General features: G+C 73.2%; 12 protein-coding genes. 8 read left to right on the top strand and 4 right to left on the bottom strand.

The genetic code is table 11. The annotated features are described in order from the left end of the window. The first annotated feature begins 29 nt into the window (after positions 1 to 29). Positions 30 to 995, top strand: a complete 966-nt coding sequence (locus WME96_RS24690) for an AraC family transcriptional regulator (protein WP_437284044.1) — start codon at positions 30 to 32, stop codon at positions 993 to 995. A gap of 3 nt (positions 996 to 998) precedes the next feature. On the opposite strand, the gene WME96_RS24685 is transcribed toward WME96_RS24690, so the two are convergent. After that, positions 999 to 1,589: an ATP-dependent Clp protease proteolytic subunit gene (locus tag WME96_RS24685; protein ID WP_437292349.1), complete on the bottom strand. Its 591-nt coding sequence runs from the start codon at positions 1,587 to 1,589 to the stop codon at positions 999 to 1,001. A gap of 126 nt (positions 1,590 to 1,715) precedes the next feature. On the opposite strand from WME96_RS24685, the gene WME96_RS24680 reads away from it, so the two are divergent. Beyond that, entirely contained in the window at positions 1,716 to 2,600 is an 885-nt protein-coding gene (locus WME96_RS24680) for an AraC family transcriptional regulator (protein WP_437284043.1), read from the top strand. Positions 2,601 to 3,001: 401 nt separating this feature from the next. Continuing rightward, on the top strand, positions 3,002 to 3,955 hold the full coding sequence (locus tag WME96_RS24675) for a transposase (RefSeq protein ID WP_437292348.1): 954 nt from the start codon (positions 3,002 to 3,004) through the stop codon (positions 3,953 to 3,955). 511 nt (positions 3,956 to 4,466) lie between these two features. Here WME96_RS24675 and WME96_RS24670 read toward each other — a convergent pair. After that, complete coding sequence (locus WME96_RS24670; protein ID WP_437284042.1) at positions 4,467 to 5,693, bottom strand: hypothetical protein; 1,227 nt, start codon at positions 5,691 to 5,693, stop codon at positions 4,467 to 4,469. A 191-nt stretch (positions 5,694 to 5,884) separates the two neighbouring features. Here WME96_RS24670 and mazG point away from each other — a divergent pair, with 191 nt between their 5' ends. Then, a complete protein-coding gene (gene mazG, locus WME96_RS24665) occupies positions 5,885 to 6,739 on the top strand; it encodes a nucleoside triphosphate pyrophosphohydrolase (protein WP_437284041.1) in 855 nt (284 codons plus the stop codon). Between the two features lie 34 nt (positions 6,740 to 6,773). On the opposite strand, the gene WME96_RS24660 is transcribed toward mazG, so the two are convergent. Then, positions 6,774 to 7,373, bottom strand: coding sequence for a hypothetical protein (locus WME96_RS24660; protein WP_437284040.1), 600 nt, complete (start codon positions 7,371 to 7,373; stop codon positions 6,774 to 6,776). Then, a complete protein-coding gene (locus WME96_RS24655) occupies positions 7,370 to 7,957 on the bottom strand; it encodes an RNA polymerase sigma factor (RefSeq protein ID WP_437284039.1) in 588 nt (195 codons plus the stop codon). Before WME96_RS24655 ends, WME96_RS24660 begins: the two co-directional genes overlap by 4 nt. A 290-nt stretch (positions 7,958 to 8,247) precedes the next feature. On the opposite strand from WME96_RS24655, the gene WME96_RS24650 reads away from it, so the two are divergent. The 4 genes from WME96_RS24650 (at position 8,248) to WME96_RS24635 (ending at position 16,026) form a co-directional block, all read left to right on the top strand. Then, positions 8,248 to 9,882, top strand: a complete 1,635-nt coding sequence (locus tag WME96_RS24650; RefSeq protein ID WP_437284038.1) for a SulP family inorganic anion transporter — start codon at positions 8,248 to 8,250, stop codon at positions 9,880 to 9,882. Between the two features lie 105 nt (positions 9,883 to 9,987). Further along, entirely contained in the window at positions 9,988 to 13,059 is a 3,072-nt protein-coding gene (locus tag WME96_RS24645; RefSeq protein WP_437284037.1) for a YbcC family protein, read from the top strand. After that, positions 13,049 to 14,482, top strand: a complete 1,434-nt coding sequence (locus tag WME96_RS24640) for a proton-conducting transporter transmembrane domain-containing protein (protein WP_437284036.1) — start codon at positions 13,049 to 13,051, stop codon at positions 14,480 to 14,482. Before WME96_RS24645 ends, WME96_RS24640 begins: the two co-directional genes overlap by 11 nt. Next, positions 14,479 to 16,026, top strand: coding sequence for a complex I subunit 4 family protein (locus WME96_RS24635; RefSeq protein ID WP_437284035.1), 1,548 nt, complete (start codon positions 14,479 to 14,481; stop codon positions 16,024 to 16,026). Before WME96_RS24640 ends, WME96_RS24635 begins: the two co-directional genes overlap by 4 nt. The last annotated feature ends 20 nt before the right edge of the window (positions 16,027 to 16,046 follow it).

The raw sequence follows: 16,046 nt of genomic DNA, 5'->3' as shown, positions 1-16,046 counted from the left end.
GCGCAGCCCCGATCAGCTAACCTGCGCGCGTGGCGAGCAGCGACAGGAGCCGAGCCGAGTACCAGAAGCGGGTCAACCGCGTGATCGACTACGTCCAGGCCCACCGCGCGGAGGAGCTGTCCCTCGAGACGCTGGCGGCGGTGGCGGCGTTCTCGCCGTTTCACTTCCATCGCGTGTTCAAGTCGATGACCGGCGAGAACCTGCGCGAGTTCATCCAGCGGACGCGCCTCGAGAACGCCGCCAGCCACCTGACGCAGCGGCCGCGCGCCGACATCCTCGAGATCGCGCTCGAGAACGGCTTCAGCTCGGCGAGCGCCTTCGCGCGCGCGTTCAAGGAGCGCTTCGGCATGAGCGCTTCGGCCTGGCGCAGCGGCGGGGCCGCGGAGGCATGCAAGGCGCGTCAAGCGGAGAGCAAGCCGGGTGAAGTCGTGCGCAATCCTGGCAAAGCAGCGGCGCGCGCGGCCGACCAAGATGGCTCCTCGTCGGGCGCTGAAGCCCGCAAGGACGAGGAGATGATCATGAACGTGACGGTGAAGACGCTGCCGAGCTACCGCGTGGCCTATATCCGGAACATCGGCCCGTACGGCCCGGAAGGCGGCGTCCGCGAGACCTGGCAGCGCCTCGCGCGCTGGGCGGCGGCGCGCGACCTGTGGACCGCGGACCGCCTCTGCCTCGGCATCGCGCACGACAATCCCAAGGTGACAGCGCCGGCCAGGTGCCGCCACGATGCGGCGATCGTGATCCCGGATGGCCTCAAGGCCGATGGCGACGTCAACGTGACCGACGTGGCCGGCGGCAAGTACGCCGCGGGCCTGTTCGTCGGCGGCGGCAGCGAGATCGGCGCCGCCTGGGACCACCTCTTTGGGCGGTGGCTCCCGGAGAGCGGTTATCAGCCCGACCACCGGCCCTGCTTCGAGCTCTACCAGGGCGAGTTCCACGATCCCAAGACGAACACGTTCCGCTGCGAGCTCTGCTTGCCGGTGCGGCCGCTCTAGCGATTAGACCTCCAGCGCGCTCTCGATCACGCGGTGCACGAGGCCGTATTCCTTGGCCTCGCGCGCCGTCATCCACAGGTTGCGCTCGGTCTCCTGCGCGATCTTCGCGGGCTCCTGGCCGGTCGCCTCGGCGAAGATGCGGTTGAGCCGCGCGCGCACGGCCATGATCTGGGCCGCCTCGATCTCGATCTCCGACGCGGGGCCGCGCACGCCGCCGAGCGGCTGGTGCAGGAGGAAGCGCGTGTTGGGGAGCGCGAACCGGTTCTCCCTCCGCGCGGCAACGTAGATGAGGGCGCCCGCGCTGGCGACCCATCCGGAGCCGATCATCTTGACCTCGGGCCGGATGAAGCGGAGCACGTCGTGGATCGTGTCCCCCGACTCGACGTGCCCTCCCGGCGAGTGGATGAGGACCCGGATCGGCTCCTCGCTCTCGCTCGCGAGCGCGAGGAGCTGCGCGGTCGTGGTCTGCGCCAGCTCGCTCGTGATCTCCCCGAAGATCAGGACTGTCCGGTTCCTGAGGAGCCTGTGGCGGATCTCCTCAGGCAGCGCGCGGGGGAGCGGCTGCTCCTCGCTGGGGGGCGCCTCGAAACGCATCATGGGAAGGATGTTGCGGCCGCTCCCGCCCGCGCGCCATGACCGGGAAGCGCGGAGTCATGCCCGCGCGTCTCGACCTGCGAACGAGCGCTGGACGAGCGGGCTCGGGGCGGGCAACCATGCGCCATGGCGGACGAGATGGAGCGGCAGCTTCCTCGCGGCGTGGTGGTCTCGCGGCGCCATGGGGCGCCGCCGTGGGGCGTGAGCGCGGGCGAGCCGCCGAGCCTTCACGTCGTCGTGCAAGGCTCGTTTTTCCTCGCGCAGGACGGGGCGCGCGTCGTCGGGCTCGAGCCCGGCGACGTCGTGCTCCTCGGGGCCGGCCAGCGTGGCGCCGCGCCTCGTGAGCACAGCCTCCGCTGCGTCGCGCCGCCGTCGGGCGCTGTGGGCGCGCCGGCGGAGCTGCTCTCGGCGACGTACGCGGCCGAGCCCGACGGGGCGCTCGCCGGCCTCGCGCCGGTGGTGCACCTGCCCGCAGGCGAGGTGCGGCGCGCGCAGGGGCTCTCGGCCGTCGTGAGCCTGCTGCGCGCCGCGCTCGCGGAGCCGTCCGTGGAGCAGGAGCGGCTGGCGCGCTCGCTCCTCGATCCGCTGCTCGCCTACACGCTGCACTGCCACGGGCGCGCGCGCGACGGGAGCGCGGCGCGCGCGTTCGATCGGCGCGTCGCGCGCGCCCTCCAGCTCATCCAGGAGAAGCCGGCGGCGCGGTGGACCATCGAGGCGCTCGCGAGGGCGGCGGGCCTCTCCCGGGCGGCATTCGCGCGGCGCTTCGTCGCCGAGCTCGGCGTCCCGCCGCTCCGCTACGTCGCGGAGCTCCGTATGCAGCGCGCGGCCGAGCTGCTCGCCGAGGGCGACCGCTCGCTGGCTTCGGTCGCGGCGGAGGTCGGGTACGACTCGGAGTTCGCGTTCAGCCGCGCGTTCAAGCGTCACACCGGAGAGGCGCCGGGCGCGTTCCGCCGGCGCAGCCGCTCTCAGGGCGCGCCGTCCCGCGTGCCGCCGGTTCGCGCGGTGGCATGAGCGCCTCTCGCGGGGGGCGACCCGACCCAGGTTGGGCGACCCGACCCAGGTTGGGCGACCCGACCCAGGTTGGGCGACCCGACCCAGGTTGGGCGACCCGACCCAGGTTGGGCGACCCGACCCAGGTTGGGCGACCCGACCCAGGTTGGGCGACCCGACCCAGGTTGAGCAACCCGGAGCAACCCGACCGTAGCAACCCGTTGAGCGACCTGACCGAGATCGAAGCGACCCGGTGACCGACCTCGGGCTCGCATAACCTGGGGCGCAGCAGCCCAGGTTGGGCCAGGAGCCAGCAGCACAGGGTGGCGGACCGCCAGGCGGCCGCCACCTACGGCAATCCGCAAGTCATTGAATTCATTGACCGCGATCCCCGGCACGGCATTTGTCAATGTACGCCAGCCATGAGCCAGCCCCGTGAGATCGCTGCCGGCGCCACCTACCTGATCACCCGTCGTGTCCTGCGACGCCACCTTCTCCTCCGCCCCGACGCGGCCATCACCCAGCTCCTGGTCTACGCCCTCGCAGTTTCGAGCCGCCGCTACGGCATTGAGGTTCACGCGTTCTGCGCAATGTCATCGCATGTGCATCTCGTCGTGACCGATACGGAGGGCGTCCTGCCGCGTTTCTTGCAATTCTTCCACCGCATCGTCGCGCTCGGCACGAAGGTGCTGCGCAAGTGGGAAGGACCCGTCTGGGACCACGAGGCGACGAGCGTGGTGCGGCTGCTGACGCGCGCGGCGGTGGTGGAGAAGATCGCCTACGTCCTCGCGAATCCTGTTGCCGCTGGCCTGGTCCGGCATGCGCACGAGTGGCCGGGCGCCAACGTGGATGTGGGCGAGCTCGGCCGCGGCGTGCTACGCGCGGCGCGTCCCGCTGCGTATCTCGATCCACAGAATCCGCAGTGGCCGGATGAAGTAACGCTCCCGCTCGCGCTGCCGTCCGTCATCGAGCAGGACGGCGCAGAGGGCTTTCGCTGCCAGGTAGCGGCCGAGATCGAGCGACAGGAGGCGCAGGCTCATGCGGAGCTGCAGAAGCAAGGGCTCCGCTTTCTGGGCGCCGATCGCGTCACCAGGATCTCCCCTTACGAGCGAGCCACGAGCTTCGAGGTTCTGCGAGAGCGCAACCCGACATTCGCAGTCGGCCGCGAGCAGGGGGGCGCATGGCAAGCCGCAGCTGCTGCGGTGCGGGCATTTCGTGCATCGTATCGCGCGGCGCTCGAACGGTGGCGTGAAGGTGTACGCAGCGCTGTATTCCCGGCGGGGACCTGGTGGATGCGCATCTTTCACGGCGCCAGCGTCACCGGGATGCGCGGGTTTCATGACGGCATTCTGAACGACGTCGTGCTCCCGGCATAGGCACTGAGCGAGTGCGCCACCGCACATGGGCAAGAACGGGCCGTGGTTTGACGCCTCATCGTGATTGCGTACGCCTGGGCAGACGAACAGAGCGGCTGAAAGTTCGCGCGCTGGAGGGCACGGATGCATATGTGATGTACCGCCTTGCGTGCGAACGCAGCGGCTTCAGGGCCGGCTTGGTACAGGCTCGGCTTGAGCGCTTCTGCTCGTGCCCGTAGACGTGTCCAGGCCGATCTGGGTCAACTCACCCGACCGGGGTCACCCACCCTCAACCACCCCAACCTGGACCACCCCAACCTGGGTCGGGCCGTGAACCCGCACTCACTCACCCCAACCTCGGTTGGTCAACCACCCCAACCTGGGTCGGGCCGTGAACCCGCACTCACTCACCCCAACCTTGGTCGGTCCGAGAGCCCGCCAACCTTGGTCGGTCCGAGAGCCCGCCAACCTTGGTCGGTCCGAGAGCCCGGGTCGGATCATCCCGGATCGGGTCACCCCGTCGCGGGTCGTGTCATCGGGCCAACCCGGGTCCGTCACTCCCCGCCTGGCCTTTGCCCGTCGCGAGCCCCGCAAAGGCTACCGCGAAGCGCCGCCGGTACTCCGCATCTTCGATCAGCTTGTCGCGCAGCGTCCGCGACATCTCGACATGGTAGAACGGCGCGCCCATCTGCCGCGACCAGCGTGCCTGCACGTTCGTGGCGCCGCCGAGCTTGTTGATATCGGCGGGGTAGGCGAGGACCTTCCCGTCGCTCACGACCGCCCGCAGCGGGGCGAGCAGCCGCTCCAGGTCGGCGCCGGGCCCCACGGCGCTGGCGATGGCGGCGGCGTCTGCCGCCGAGCTATCCTGAAAACCGTGTAGCTGTACCGCCGGAATGCCGGGGAAGCTCTGGAGCAGCGCCCGGTGCGCCGACAGGAAGAACGACCGCTCGGCGTGCGCCACATCCGCGAAGGCGAGCGACGCAACCAGCCGCTCGCGGGCGGCGCGTTTCTCCCCCCGGGCGCCGCCGCCCGCCCCCAGATCGCCGCCGCCCCCGCCGTGGTCCCGCCCGCCGGCCGTCCTGGCGCCGCCGCCCGTCGTCTCGCCGCCCGCGCCCTCCTCTCCGGCGCCCTCGCCGCCGGCGCCCTCTCCTTCCGCGCCCTCGTCGTCCCCGGCGGCGTCACCCGGCTTGGGGCCCCCGCCGTACCGGTGCGACGTGTTGACGACCAGCGCCCGCGCCCGTTGCGCGTCGAACACGGCGAGCGCGACGGGCAGCGTCCCTCGGTCGAAGAAGGTGTGTGGCGCCTCGACGATCAGCGGCGCCGCCGCCCCTGTGCGCAGCACGACCGCGGCCGCGCCCCGGCGGCGCTTCTTTTCCTTCGGCTCCTCGGAGAGCACCCAGAGGTCGCGCCCCGGGACCGCCCGCAGCGCGAACCCCGGTGGGGCTGCCGGCGGCGGCAGCTTGTTCTGCGCGGCGAGCCCCGCGGCCGCGACCCACGCCACATACGCCGTGTCCTCCGCGTCGTCCGGCGGCTCCGCGATGAGCCGGCGCCCCCCCTTGCGCAGCGGGGCGATCTGCTCCCCCAGGGCCTCCTGCTCGCCGCTGTCCGGCTGGGCCGCGATCACGGGCTCCGCCGCGGAGTGACCCGGGTTGGGTGCAACGGGGTTCGGCGCCGCGCCCGGCGCGCTCCCGATGCTCCGACACACCCCCTGCGAGCACCCGGCGATCGTGAACAGCACCACATAGACTGCGCTCTTCATGGGCGTCCTCGCCGCCGGACTCCGACCACCTCTGCACTTTTCGCATGCCACGGCCCGTGAATCCAGGCTGACCGCTCGGCGGCCGGACCTCCCGTCCCTGCGGCCGCCCCGCCCCCGGCCGGCTCGCCCGTCCCCCTCGGCTGGGCCGCCTCGCCTCCTCAGCGGGGACGGTTTGCGCTAGTAGCTTCCGCATGCCGCGTCCCTTCGAGCCCGTGGAGGCGCCGCCGCTCGCTGAGCAGGCGGGCCGCACGTTCCCGCGCCTGATCGAGCTGATGCAGCGTCTCCTGGCGCCCGACGGGTGTCCGTGGGACCGCGAGCAGAGCTTCGCGACGCTCCGGCGCTACGTCCTCGAGGAGGCCTGCGAGGTCATCGACGCGATCGACGGCGGCGACCGCAAGGAGCTGTGCGCCGAGCTCGGTGACCTCCTGCTCCAGGTCGTCTTCCAGGCCGAGCTCGCCCGGGCCGAGGGGGCGTTCGGCCCGGACGATGTGGTCGCGGCCATCTGCGAGAAGCTCGTGCGGCGCCACCCCCACGTGTTCGCCGACGAGAGCGCCGAGAACGCCGACGAGGTGCTCCAGAACTGGGAGCGCATCAAGGCCGCGGAGCGGGCCCGCCAGGGCAAGGACCGCGGCGTGCTCGGCGGCGTTCCCCGCAGCCTGCCGGCGCTCACGCGGGCGCAGCGGGTGGGCGAGAAGGTCGCGCGCGTCGGCTTCGACTGGCCGGACGCGCGGGGCTCGCGCGCGAAGGTGGAAGAGGAGCTCGGGGAGCTCGACCGGGCGTTCGAGAGCGGCGATGCCGGCGCGATCGAGGAGGAGCTCGGCGACGTGCTCTTCGCGCTCGGGAACCTGGCGCGCCACGCCGGCGTCGACGCCGAGGGGGCGCTGCGCCGGACGACCGACAAGTTCACCCGGCGCTTCGAGCACGTCGAGCGGCGGGTCGTCGAGCGCCACGGCGGCTGGCCCGCCAGGGCGTCGGACGACACGCTCACGCTGGAGGAGCTCGACGGCTACTGGGACGAGGCCAAGCGCGGCGAGCAGCGGACCTGACCGCCGCGCGCAGGTCCCCCGGGCGCGCTCCCGCTCAGTCGCGCACCGCGGTCAGCACGAAGCGCTCGCGCACGCGCGCCTCGTTCGACTCGTGACGCACGTGGATCTCGTAGCGGCCCGGCTGGGCGACCGCCACGCTGAGCGGGGCCTCGCCGCGGTAGCGCGTCAGCCTGTGCGAGCAGCGCTCCTGCTGACAGTGCCGCTCCAGCGCGCCGCCCTCGCCGTCCGGCAGCCGCACGCGCACGTCCTCGGGCACCTCGAGGTGAACCACCGCCGGCTCGTCGGCGTGGCGATCCGTCCACAGATCGAGGTGCATCCACGCTTGCCCGTCGTCAGGCAAGGCGAGGGCGCGCTCCTCGGAGCGCTCGATCGGCGGCGAGCTCACGCTCCCGTGCACCGCCACGACGATCCCGAGCGCGATGGCGGCGAGCGCCGGCGCTGCGATGAGCGCGCTCCACCCCCATCGGCCGCTCGCCCGCTGGGGGGCCGGCGCGACAGGGCGCTCCGGCGGCTCGGGGAGCCTGCTCAGCGCGCGCTCGACGAGCGCCTCCGACGGGCTCACCGAGCGCAGCGCTCGCATGCTCGCCGTCAGATCCGGCGGAATCGGAGGCAGATCCTGGTCGTGTTCGCTCACGTCGAGCCCTCCCGCACCGCGACGACCCGTTGCGCCGCCAGACGCTCGTAGGCGTCGCGTAGCCGCGCGCGCCCGCGGGCATGGCGGCTCTTCACCGTCCCCTTGGGGATCCCGAGCACCTCGGCCACGTTGTCATAGCCAAGATCCTCGATATCGCACAGCACCACCACGGTGCGAAACTCCTCCGGTATCTCTTGAAGGCAGGCGAGGAGCACCCCCGTGTCCTGGCTCAGGATCGCGATCTCCTCGGGGCTCTGGACCTCGGCGTGGGGCACCACGCCGAGCACCTCGGTGCACGCCTCGATGAGCCGATCGAGCAGGCCGCGGCGCCGCGCCTCGGTCCGGTACGCCTCCAGGTACTCGTGACGCGCGATCCCGCACAGCCAGACCCCGAGGTCGGCGCGCCCCTCGAACGACGCCGCGTTCAGGTAGGCCTTGAGCAGCGCGTTCTGGAATAGATCGTCCGCCTGATCCCGAGCCCCGCACAGCGAGATGCAGAATCGATAGAGGCGCGGGAGCGCCGGGCGCACCGCCGACTCGAACTGCGCGCGCGATTCACCGAGGAGGGGTCGCGATTCGGTCATGAGGGCCGTTCGAGCATCGGGAGCGTCGACGGCCTGGACTCTAGCGTGGAATGGACGGCGGGGTAGCGCTCGCTTGTCGCGCCGCGGCGGCGTGACGAGCGGCGCCTCGATCGGGGCAGCGCTGTGCATCGGCGCTCCTGGGACGGAACGGACCCGCGGGGAGGTTCCGACGCATTGCGCGAAATTTCGTCACCCGAGCGGGAACCTCGGACCGGGTGGTCCCGTCCTGGGGCGTGTCCTGACGAACAGCGGGCCCACACCATCCCCGTAACTCCGAGGCCGAGCACCGCATGCCTACGTCGAGCATCTCGAGCACACCTGTGTCTTCAACCTGGAAGGACGACCTGGTCTCCGGGTTCCTCGTCTTTCTGATCGCCCTGCCGCTCTGCCTCGGCATCGCGATGGCGAGCGGATTTCCCCCCATCGCAGGCGTGTTGACCGCCGTCGTGGGCGGCATGGTCGCCACCTGGCTCGGCAGCGCGCCGCTGACCATCAAGGGGCCGGCCGCGGGCCTCATCGTCATCGCGCTGGGCGCCGTCCAGGAGCTCGGCGGCGGGGACAACGCGGTCGGCTACCGCCGCGCGCTCGCCTGCATCGTCGTCGCCGCGGTCACGCAGATCGCCTTCGCGCTCGCGCGCGCCGGCAAGCTGGGCGACTTCTTCCCTTCCTCGGTGGTGCACGGGATGCTCGCGGCCATCGGGATCATCATCTGCTCGAAGCAGATCCACACGCTCCTCGGCGTCACGCCCGCGGCGAAGTCGCCGGTGGGCCTGCTCCTGGAGATCCCGCGCAGCGTGGCCCGGCTGAACCCCGAGATCGCCGCGATCGGCGTCCTCTCGCTCCTCCTCCTGTTCGGCTATCCGCTGGTGGCCGGGAAGGCGCGGTGGGCCCAGAAGATCCCCGCGCCGATGCTGGTGCTGGCGATCTCCGTGCCGCTCGCCTACGCGTTCGATCTCGAGCACGAGCATACGTACACGCTCGCGGCGACCCACACGACGTACGCGATCGGGCCGAGCTTCCTGGTCAACCTGCCGGGCAACCTGCTCCAGGCGGTCGTGTTCCCGGACTTCAGCCACGTCGGCACGCCCGCGTCGATCAAGTACATCATCATGTTCTCGCTGGTGGGGAGCATCGAGTCGTTGCTCTCCGCCAAGGCCGTCGATTCGCTCGATCCCGAGAAGCGCCGCTCCGACCTCGACAAGGATCTGCTCGCCACGGGCGCCGGCAACCTCATCGCGGGCCTGCTCGGCGGACTGCCGATGATCTCCGAGATCGTCCGCAGCTCCGCGAACATCGGGTACGGCGCGAAGAGCCGCCTGTCGAACTTCTTCCACGGCGCCTTCCTCCTGCTCTTCGTCGCCTTCGCGCCGGGGCTCATCCACCGGATCCCCCTCGCCGCGCTCGCCGCCATGCTCACCTTCACGGGCGTCCGCCTCGGCTCCCCGAAAGAGTTCGTGAAGACGCTCCGGATCGGCAAGGAGCAGCTCGTCATCTTCGCCACCACGGCCGCGCTGTGCATCGCCGCGGATCTGCTCGTCGGGGTCGCGGCCGGCATCCTCGTGAAGATGCTCATCCACCTGATCAACGGCGCCCCGCTGCGGATCCTCTTCCGGCCCGACGTGGAGGAGCGCGTCGAGGGAGGGCGGGTCGTGCTGCGCGTCAAGCACGCGGCGGTGTTCAGCAACTACCTCGGCATCCGGCGGAGGCTCGCGAAATACGCGGACGCCTCGAGCATCGAGATCAATTTCGCGGACGCCCGCCTGGTCGATCACACGACCATGTCCAACCTCCATGAGCTGGAGAGCTCGATGGCGCGCCAGGGCCGGACGTTGACCCTCGCGGGCCTCGGCGATCATTTCCAGATGTCGTCACACCCGCTCTCCGCGCGGAAGAGGGTCCTTGTCAGCCCCGTCGCGGGGCGCTGAGTCGAGGCGCCGCCCGACGTCGACCGCCGCGAGAGGGGCGCACACGGGCGAGGCTCTCCAGGAACACCCCTCCTCCGGCATGAACAACCCTCCTCCGGGAACGCCATGAGCAGCGAGCTTTCTCACGATCTCCCCGCGAGCGCCGCCCGCGAGGAGCGCCTGTGCGCCGCGGTGGATCGCGCGGGGCACTTCCTGCCAGCGCAGGGGCCCATCGGCGTGTTCGTCCACCACAACACGCTGCACGCGTTCCAGCACCTGCCGTTCCACGACGCGCTGGCCGCGGCGAGCGCCGTCTTCGACGCCGAGCCGTACCTCCCCGAGGCGGAGTACCGCGCCCACATCGCGGCAGGCCGCATCGACGACGAGGACCTCGAGGCGGCGCTCGCCGAGCGCTTCGCCGCGCACCCGGACGAGCGGTCTCCGGAATGTAAAATGCCGTTGTCACGGCACGAGATCGAGCGGATCGCCTTGCGCCACCCGATCGAGGAGGAGAGCGCGGCGGGCCTGCTGTGGCGCATCTCCGAGGCGGGGGAGACGCGCAGGCTCCGGGCCGACGTCCCGTCCGATCGATGCCGGCGCATCCTCCAGCGCACGGAGCGCTGGCTCGAGGAGCACCCCGAGATCGCGGCGGGCCTCCTCGACCGAGGCGCTCGCGATCCGGAGTCGCGCGCCGCCCTCGCGCTCTGGGACGCGTGCCGCGCGGCGCCGCTGCCGCCCGCCCCGCTCACGGAGCCGCCGCTGGTCGATCGCGTGGGCGTCGACAGGTCGCACCGCGATCTGCTGCTCGCGCTCGCGGGCGAGGACCCGGCCGACCTCGTCGATCCGCTCCTGATCCGGTTCCTCTGCGCCTACCTCGACGAGGGCGTCGCGCACTGGACCATGCCCGATCGGGCGCAGGGGCTCTGGCGCTGCTTCCGCGGCATGGTGCTGGAGGGCTCGCGACCCGCCGCCCCGGCCTTCGCGGGGCTCGACGCGGAGCTCCGCCGCCTCGACGCGGAGGGCCTGTCGCCGCCGGCCATCGCCGCCCGTGCCCTCGACGAGCTCGGCGTCGCCGAGGAGCGCTGGGAGGGCTACGCGACGCGCGTGCTGCTCGAGCTGCCGGGCTGGGCCGGGATGATCCACCGCCTGGAGCACACCCCGAGCGATCGGCCCGCGGGCGCGCCGCCCGCGTCGCTGATCGAGTACCTCGCCGTGCGCCTGACCCTCGCCAGGCACGCGCTGCGCGACGTCGCGCGCCGGCGGCTCGGGTACGAGGGGCCCCTCGCCGGGCTCGTCGAGCACGCCCGGCGCGCCGCGCGGCCGCCAGCGCCGCCGCCGCGCTCGCCCGACCACGCGCGGCCGTTCCGCCTGTTCCAGCTCGCCCAGCTCGCCGGCCTCTCGGCCGCCGAGATCGAGCCGCTCTCGACGGCGGAGCGCGTCTGGGCGCTCGAGGCGCTCGAGGCCTTCGACGAGGTCGCGCGGCGGCGCGCGCTGCACGAGGCCTACGAGCGGCACCACCGGGTCGAGGTGCTGCACGGGATCGCGGCGAACCTCCGCCGCCCGGAGGAGGACCGCGCCGTGGCGGAGCCCCGCTTCCAGGTCGCCTTCTGCATCGACGACCGCTGCGAGGGCCTCCGGCGGCACTTCGAGGAGCTCTCGCCGCGGCACGAGACCTTCGGCGTCGCCGGGTTCTTCGGCGTGCCGATCCGCTACCGCGGGCTCGACGACGCCGGACACGTGAGCCTCTGCCCCGTCGGCGTGGAGCCGGCGCACGAGATCGTCGAGCGACCCCACGAGGAGGAGGCGGCGCTCCGCCGAAAGGCCCGCCGAAAGCGCTGGGCGCGGCTCCTGCACGCGCTGGGGCGCGGCAGCCGCACCCTGACGCGCGGGATGCTGCTCACGCCGACCCTGGGCCTGCTCTCCACCGTCCCGCTGGTCGGGCGCATCCTCTTCCCGCGGGCGGCGGCGCGGCTGCGCCGCGCGCTCGAGCGGCGCCTGCTCCCGGCCGTGCCGACGCGGCTCCACAGCCCGCGCGACGAGGGCTCCCCCGCGGCCGGCGAGGGGCGGCCGTTCACGGCCGCGGACAGGGCGGCCCGGGTGGCGGCCACGCTCGAGAACATGGGGCTCACCCGCGGGTTCGCGCCGATCGTGGCCGTGCTCGGCCACGGCTCGACCAGCGTGAACAACCCGCACCAGTCGGCGTACGACTGCGGCGCCTGCGGCGGCCGCCACGGCGGCCCGAACGCGCGGCTGTTCGCGGCCCTCGCGAACGACCCCGAGGTGCGCGCGCTGCTCGCCGCGCGCGGCATCGACATCCCGGACGGGACCTTCTTCGTCGGCGGCATGAACAACACGACGACCGACGAGATCGTCCTCTACGACGAGCACCTCACGCCGGCGTCGCACCGCGGCGAGCTCGCGGCGCTGCGGGCCGCCCTGGACGCGGCGCGCGAGCTGCACGCGCACGAGCGCTGCCGCAGGTTCGCGTCGGCGCCGCGCGAGGGCGACCCCGCGCGGGCGCTCGCGCACGTCGAGGCGCGCGCCGCGGACCTCAGCGAGGCCCGGCCCGAGCTCGGGCACGTGACCAACGCCGTTTGCGTGGTCGGCCGCCGCGCGCTCACCCGCGGGCTGTTCCTCGACCGCCGGGCGTTCCTCGTCTCGTACGACCCGACGCAGGATCCGACCGGCGCGATCCTCGAGCGCATCCTGCTCGCGGTCGGGCCGGTCGGGGCGGGGATCAACCTCGAGTACTACTTCTCCTGCGTCGACAACCGCCGCTACGGCGCCGGCACCAAGCTCCCGCACAACCTGGCCTCGCTGCTCGGGGTCATGGAAGGGTCGCTGAGCGACCTGCGCACCGGGCTGCCGAAGCAGATGATCGAGATCCACGAGCCGGTGCGCCTGCTCGTCGTCGTCGAGGCGAGCACCGAGCTCGCCGCCGCGCTCTGCGCGCGGCAGCCGGCCCTGCGCGAGCTCATCTGCAACGGCTGGATCCAGCTCGCCTGCGTCGATCCGGCGACGCGCAGGATCGCGCGGTTCACGGGCGACGGCTTCGCGCCGTTCGCTCCCCCGGATCACCCCTTGCCGGCGGTCCAGCGCTCCGCCGACTGGTACGCCGGGAGGTCCGGCTTCGTCCCGCCTGCGCTCGTCCGCGCCGCGTCCACGCGGCCCCCCGAGGTCCTCCGCCATGCCATCTGATCTGCTGCTCGGCCAGCTCGCCGCGCTCGCCGTGCTCTCCCCGGCGGCGGCGTTCGCCGCGCTCGGCTCCTACCTGCTGCTGCTGCGCGCGCCGAGCGAGCGCGTCGTGTCGCGCGTCGTGCTGTCGGCGCTCTCGATCTCGCTCGCGGCCTCGCTGGCGATCTGGGGCTCGGCCGTCGCGGCGCCGTACGCCTTCATGCCGGTGGCGCTCGGCCGCTGGTTCGAGACCGGCAGCTACGCGTTCGAGATCGTCGTGCTCGTCGACCGGCTCTCGGCGACGATGATGGTGCTCGTCTCGCTGATTGCGCTCCTCGTCGGCCGGTTCTCGGTGGCGTACCTCCACCGGGAGGCGGGGTTCGCGCGGTTCTTCCTGCTCCTCGCGCTGTTCTCGACGGGCATGCTGGCGCTCGTGTCGGCGGGCACCATCGATCTGCTGTTCGCCGGCTGGGAGCTCGTCGGCGCGACGAGCGTGCTGCTCGTGGCGTTCTTCCACGAGCGCGCGGCGCCGCCGCGGGCCGCGCTGCGCGTCTACGTCACGTACCGGCTCTGCGACGTCGGGCTGCTCGGGGGCGCGGTGCTCATGCACGACGTCGCCGGCTCCGCGCAGTGGGGCGAGGCCTTCGGCGCCGCTGCCTGGCCCGGGACGGCCGCGCCGCTCGGCCCGGGGGCGGCCACGGCGCTCGCGCTGTGCCTGCTGCTCGCCGCCATGGGCAAGAGCGCGCAGTTCCCGCTGGGCAGCTGGCTGCCGCGCGCCATGGAGGGGCCGACGCCCTCGAGCGCGCTCTTCTACGGCGCGATCTCGGTGCACGCGGGCGTGTACCTGATGCTGCGCGCGGCCCCGCTGCTCCAGCGCACGCCCGCCGCCAGCGCGGTGATCGCCTGCGTCGGGGCGGCGACGGCCCTCTACGGCACCCTGGTGGGGCGCGCGCAGGCCGACGTGAAGAGCGCGCTCGCGCACGCGACCATGACGCAGGTGGGGCTCATGTTCGTGGAGATCGGCCTCGGCCTCTACTGGCTCGCGCTCGTCCACCTGTTCGCGCACGCGTGCCTGCGCTGCCTCCAGATGCTGCGCGCCCCCTCGGCGCTCCGCGACGCGCAGGAGATCCGGGCCGCGCACGCGGGCGAGCCGCTGCTGCCCCTCGGGGTGGCCGGCCGGCTCCTGCCCGCGGCGCTCGTGCGGCGCGTGTACTGGCTGTCCCTGGAGCGATTTCACCTCGAGGCGCTGCAGGAGCGGCTCATCGCGGCGCCGCTGATGCGCCTCGGGCGCCTGCTCGACCAGAGCGAGCGCCGCTGGGTGGCGGCGCTGAGCGGCTGGCCCGAGCGGGCCGCCGTCGATCCCGGGGAAGAGGGCGCGCCCGGCGTCCCCGAGCGCGCGATGGCCTTCGACCCCCCCGCGCGCAGCGCGAAGCGGGCTCGCTCGTGAGCGCCTTCCCGCTCCTCGCGGCGCTCATCCTCGCGCCCGCGGCCGCGGCGCTGCTCGCCGCCCGGGCGCGCAGCGACGAGGGCGCGCGCCGCGCGGCCCTCGTCGGCGCGGCGCTCACCCTGCTCCTCTCGCTCGCGCCGCTCGCGCTCTCCCTCGCCGGCGTCACGCTCGAAGCCGGAGGTCCCGCCCTGCCGCTCCTCGGCGCGCGCCTCTGGCTCCGCCTCGACGGCTACACCGTCGCGCTGCTCCCGCTGCTCGGAGTCGTCCTGCTCGCCCTCGTCGCCGCGGGCCCGCGCGCCGCGCTCGATCGGCCCACCGCCGCGGCGCTGCTCGCCACCGCGAGCGCCGCCCTCTGCGTGCTCTGCGCGCTCGACCTCGCGCTGCTCGCCGCGGCGTGGGTCGCCGCGCTCGTGCCCGTGGAGCGCCTGGTCGCCAGGAAGGGCGCCGAGGACGCGCTCCTCCGGCGCACCTGCCGCATCTTCCTGCTGGGCGGCACCGCGCCGCTCGTCCTGGCGATCGGCGCGATGGCCGCGCTCGCCGCGCGCCGCGGGGCTGCCCTGCCGTTCGACGTCGAGGAGATCGCCCGCGCCGGGATCCCCGAGGCGTGGCAGTCGCCGCTGTTCGCGCTCGTCGGGATCGCCGTGCTGATGCGCATGGCCGCCGTGCCGTTCCACGGCTGGCTGCCCGTGCTGCTGGAGCGCGGGCCGCTCGGCGTGACCGTCCTGCTCGCCGAGGCCCAGGTCGGCGTCTGCGTGCTCCTGCGCGTCGGGGTGAAGCTCCTGCCGGCGGCCTGCGCCGAGGACATGCCGATCCTCGCCGTCATCGGCCTGATCAGCGCGCTGCACGGCGCGGTGCTCGCGCTCGCCCAGACCGATCTGCGCCGGATGCTCGGCTACCTGGTCTCGAGCCAGAAGGGGCTCGTGCTCCTCGGGATCGCCACGCTGAACGCGGAGAGCGTGAGCGGCGCGCTCCTGCAGAGCGTCGCGTCGACGATCGCGATGACCGGGCTCGCGATGGTCATCGGCGCCCTCGAGGCGCGCACCGGCACGACGGACACGCGGGAGCTCGGCGGCCTCGTGGCCCGGACGCCGCGCATGGCGGCCTTCTTCTTCCTGCTCGCGTGCGCGGCGATCGGGACGCCGGGGGCGCTCTCATTCGTGAGCGAGGATCTGCTCCTGCATGGAATTTTACACGTCCACCCCGTGCTGGCGGTGCTCGCCCTGGCGGCGGCGGCGATCAACGGGATCACGCTGTTCCGCGCGTTCCAGCGCGCCTTCCTGGGCCCGCCCGCGCGTCGCCGGCCGGGCGCCGCGGTGGAGGCGCTCGTGCTTCGCGAGCGCGCGTTCCTGCTGGCCTTCGTGGCGCTCACCGTGATCCTCGGCGTGGCCCCGACGCGGCTGCTCGCGCTGCACGAGCCGGTGGTCGAGCGGGCCCTCCACGACGTCGCCCGCGACGCGCGGGGCGCGCGCCGGGGAGGCGAGGAGAGGACGTCCCTCGACGAGGCCCGCCGGGTTCGTCGTCCGGGCGGCTCTCCGTCGCGCTGAGGCCGCGCGCCGCGGCCCCG

The sequence above is a fragment of the Sorangium sp. So ce406 genome (assembly GCF_051474675.1).
Taxonomy (GTDB): Bacteria; Myxococcota_A; Polyangia; order Polyangiales; family Polyangiaceae; genus Sorangium; species Sorangium cellulosum_G.
This window is presented reverse-complemented; position numbering and strand designations above follow the sequence as displayed.

Coding starts and splice junctions, on each gene's coding strand:
- mazG (WP_437284041.1), top strand. CDS start 5,885: ATGCCGCGTCCCTTCGAGCCCGTGGAGGCGCCGCCGCTCGCTGAGCAG.
- WME96_RS24645 (WP_437284037.1), top strand. CDS start 9,988: ATGAGCAGCGAGCTTTCTCACGATCTCCCCGCGAGCGCCGCCCGCGAG.
- WME96_RS24680 (WP_437284043.1), top strand. CDS start 1,716: ATGGCGGACGAGATGGAGCGGCAGCTTCCTCGCGGCGTGGTGGTCTCG.
- WME96_RS24650 (WP_437284038.1), top strand. CDS start 8,248: ATGCCTACGTCGAGCATCTCGAGCACACCTGTGTCTTCAACCTGGAAG.
- WME96_RS24675 (WP_437292348.1), top strand. CDS start 3,002: ATGAGCCAGCCCCGTGAGATCGCTGCCGGCGCCACCTACCTGATCACC.
- WME96_RS24670 (WP_437284042.1), bottom strand. CDS start 5,693: ATGAAGAGCGCAGTCTATGTGGTGCTGTTCACGATCGCCGGGTGCTCG.
- WME96_RS24655 (WP_437284039.1), bottom strand. CDS start 7,957: ATGACCGAATCGCGACCCCTCCTCGGTGAATCGCGCGCGCAGTTCGAG.
- WME96_RS24685 (WP_437292349.1), bottom strand. CDS start 1,589: ATGCGTTTCGAGGCGCCCCCCAGCGAGGAGCAGCCGCTCCCCCGCGCG.
- WME96_RS24640 (WP_437284036.1), top strand. CDS start 13,049: ATGCCATCTGATCTGCTGCTCGGCCAGCTCGCCGCGCTCGCCGTGCTC.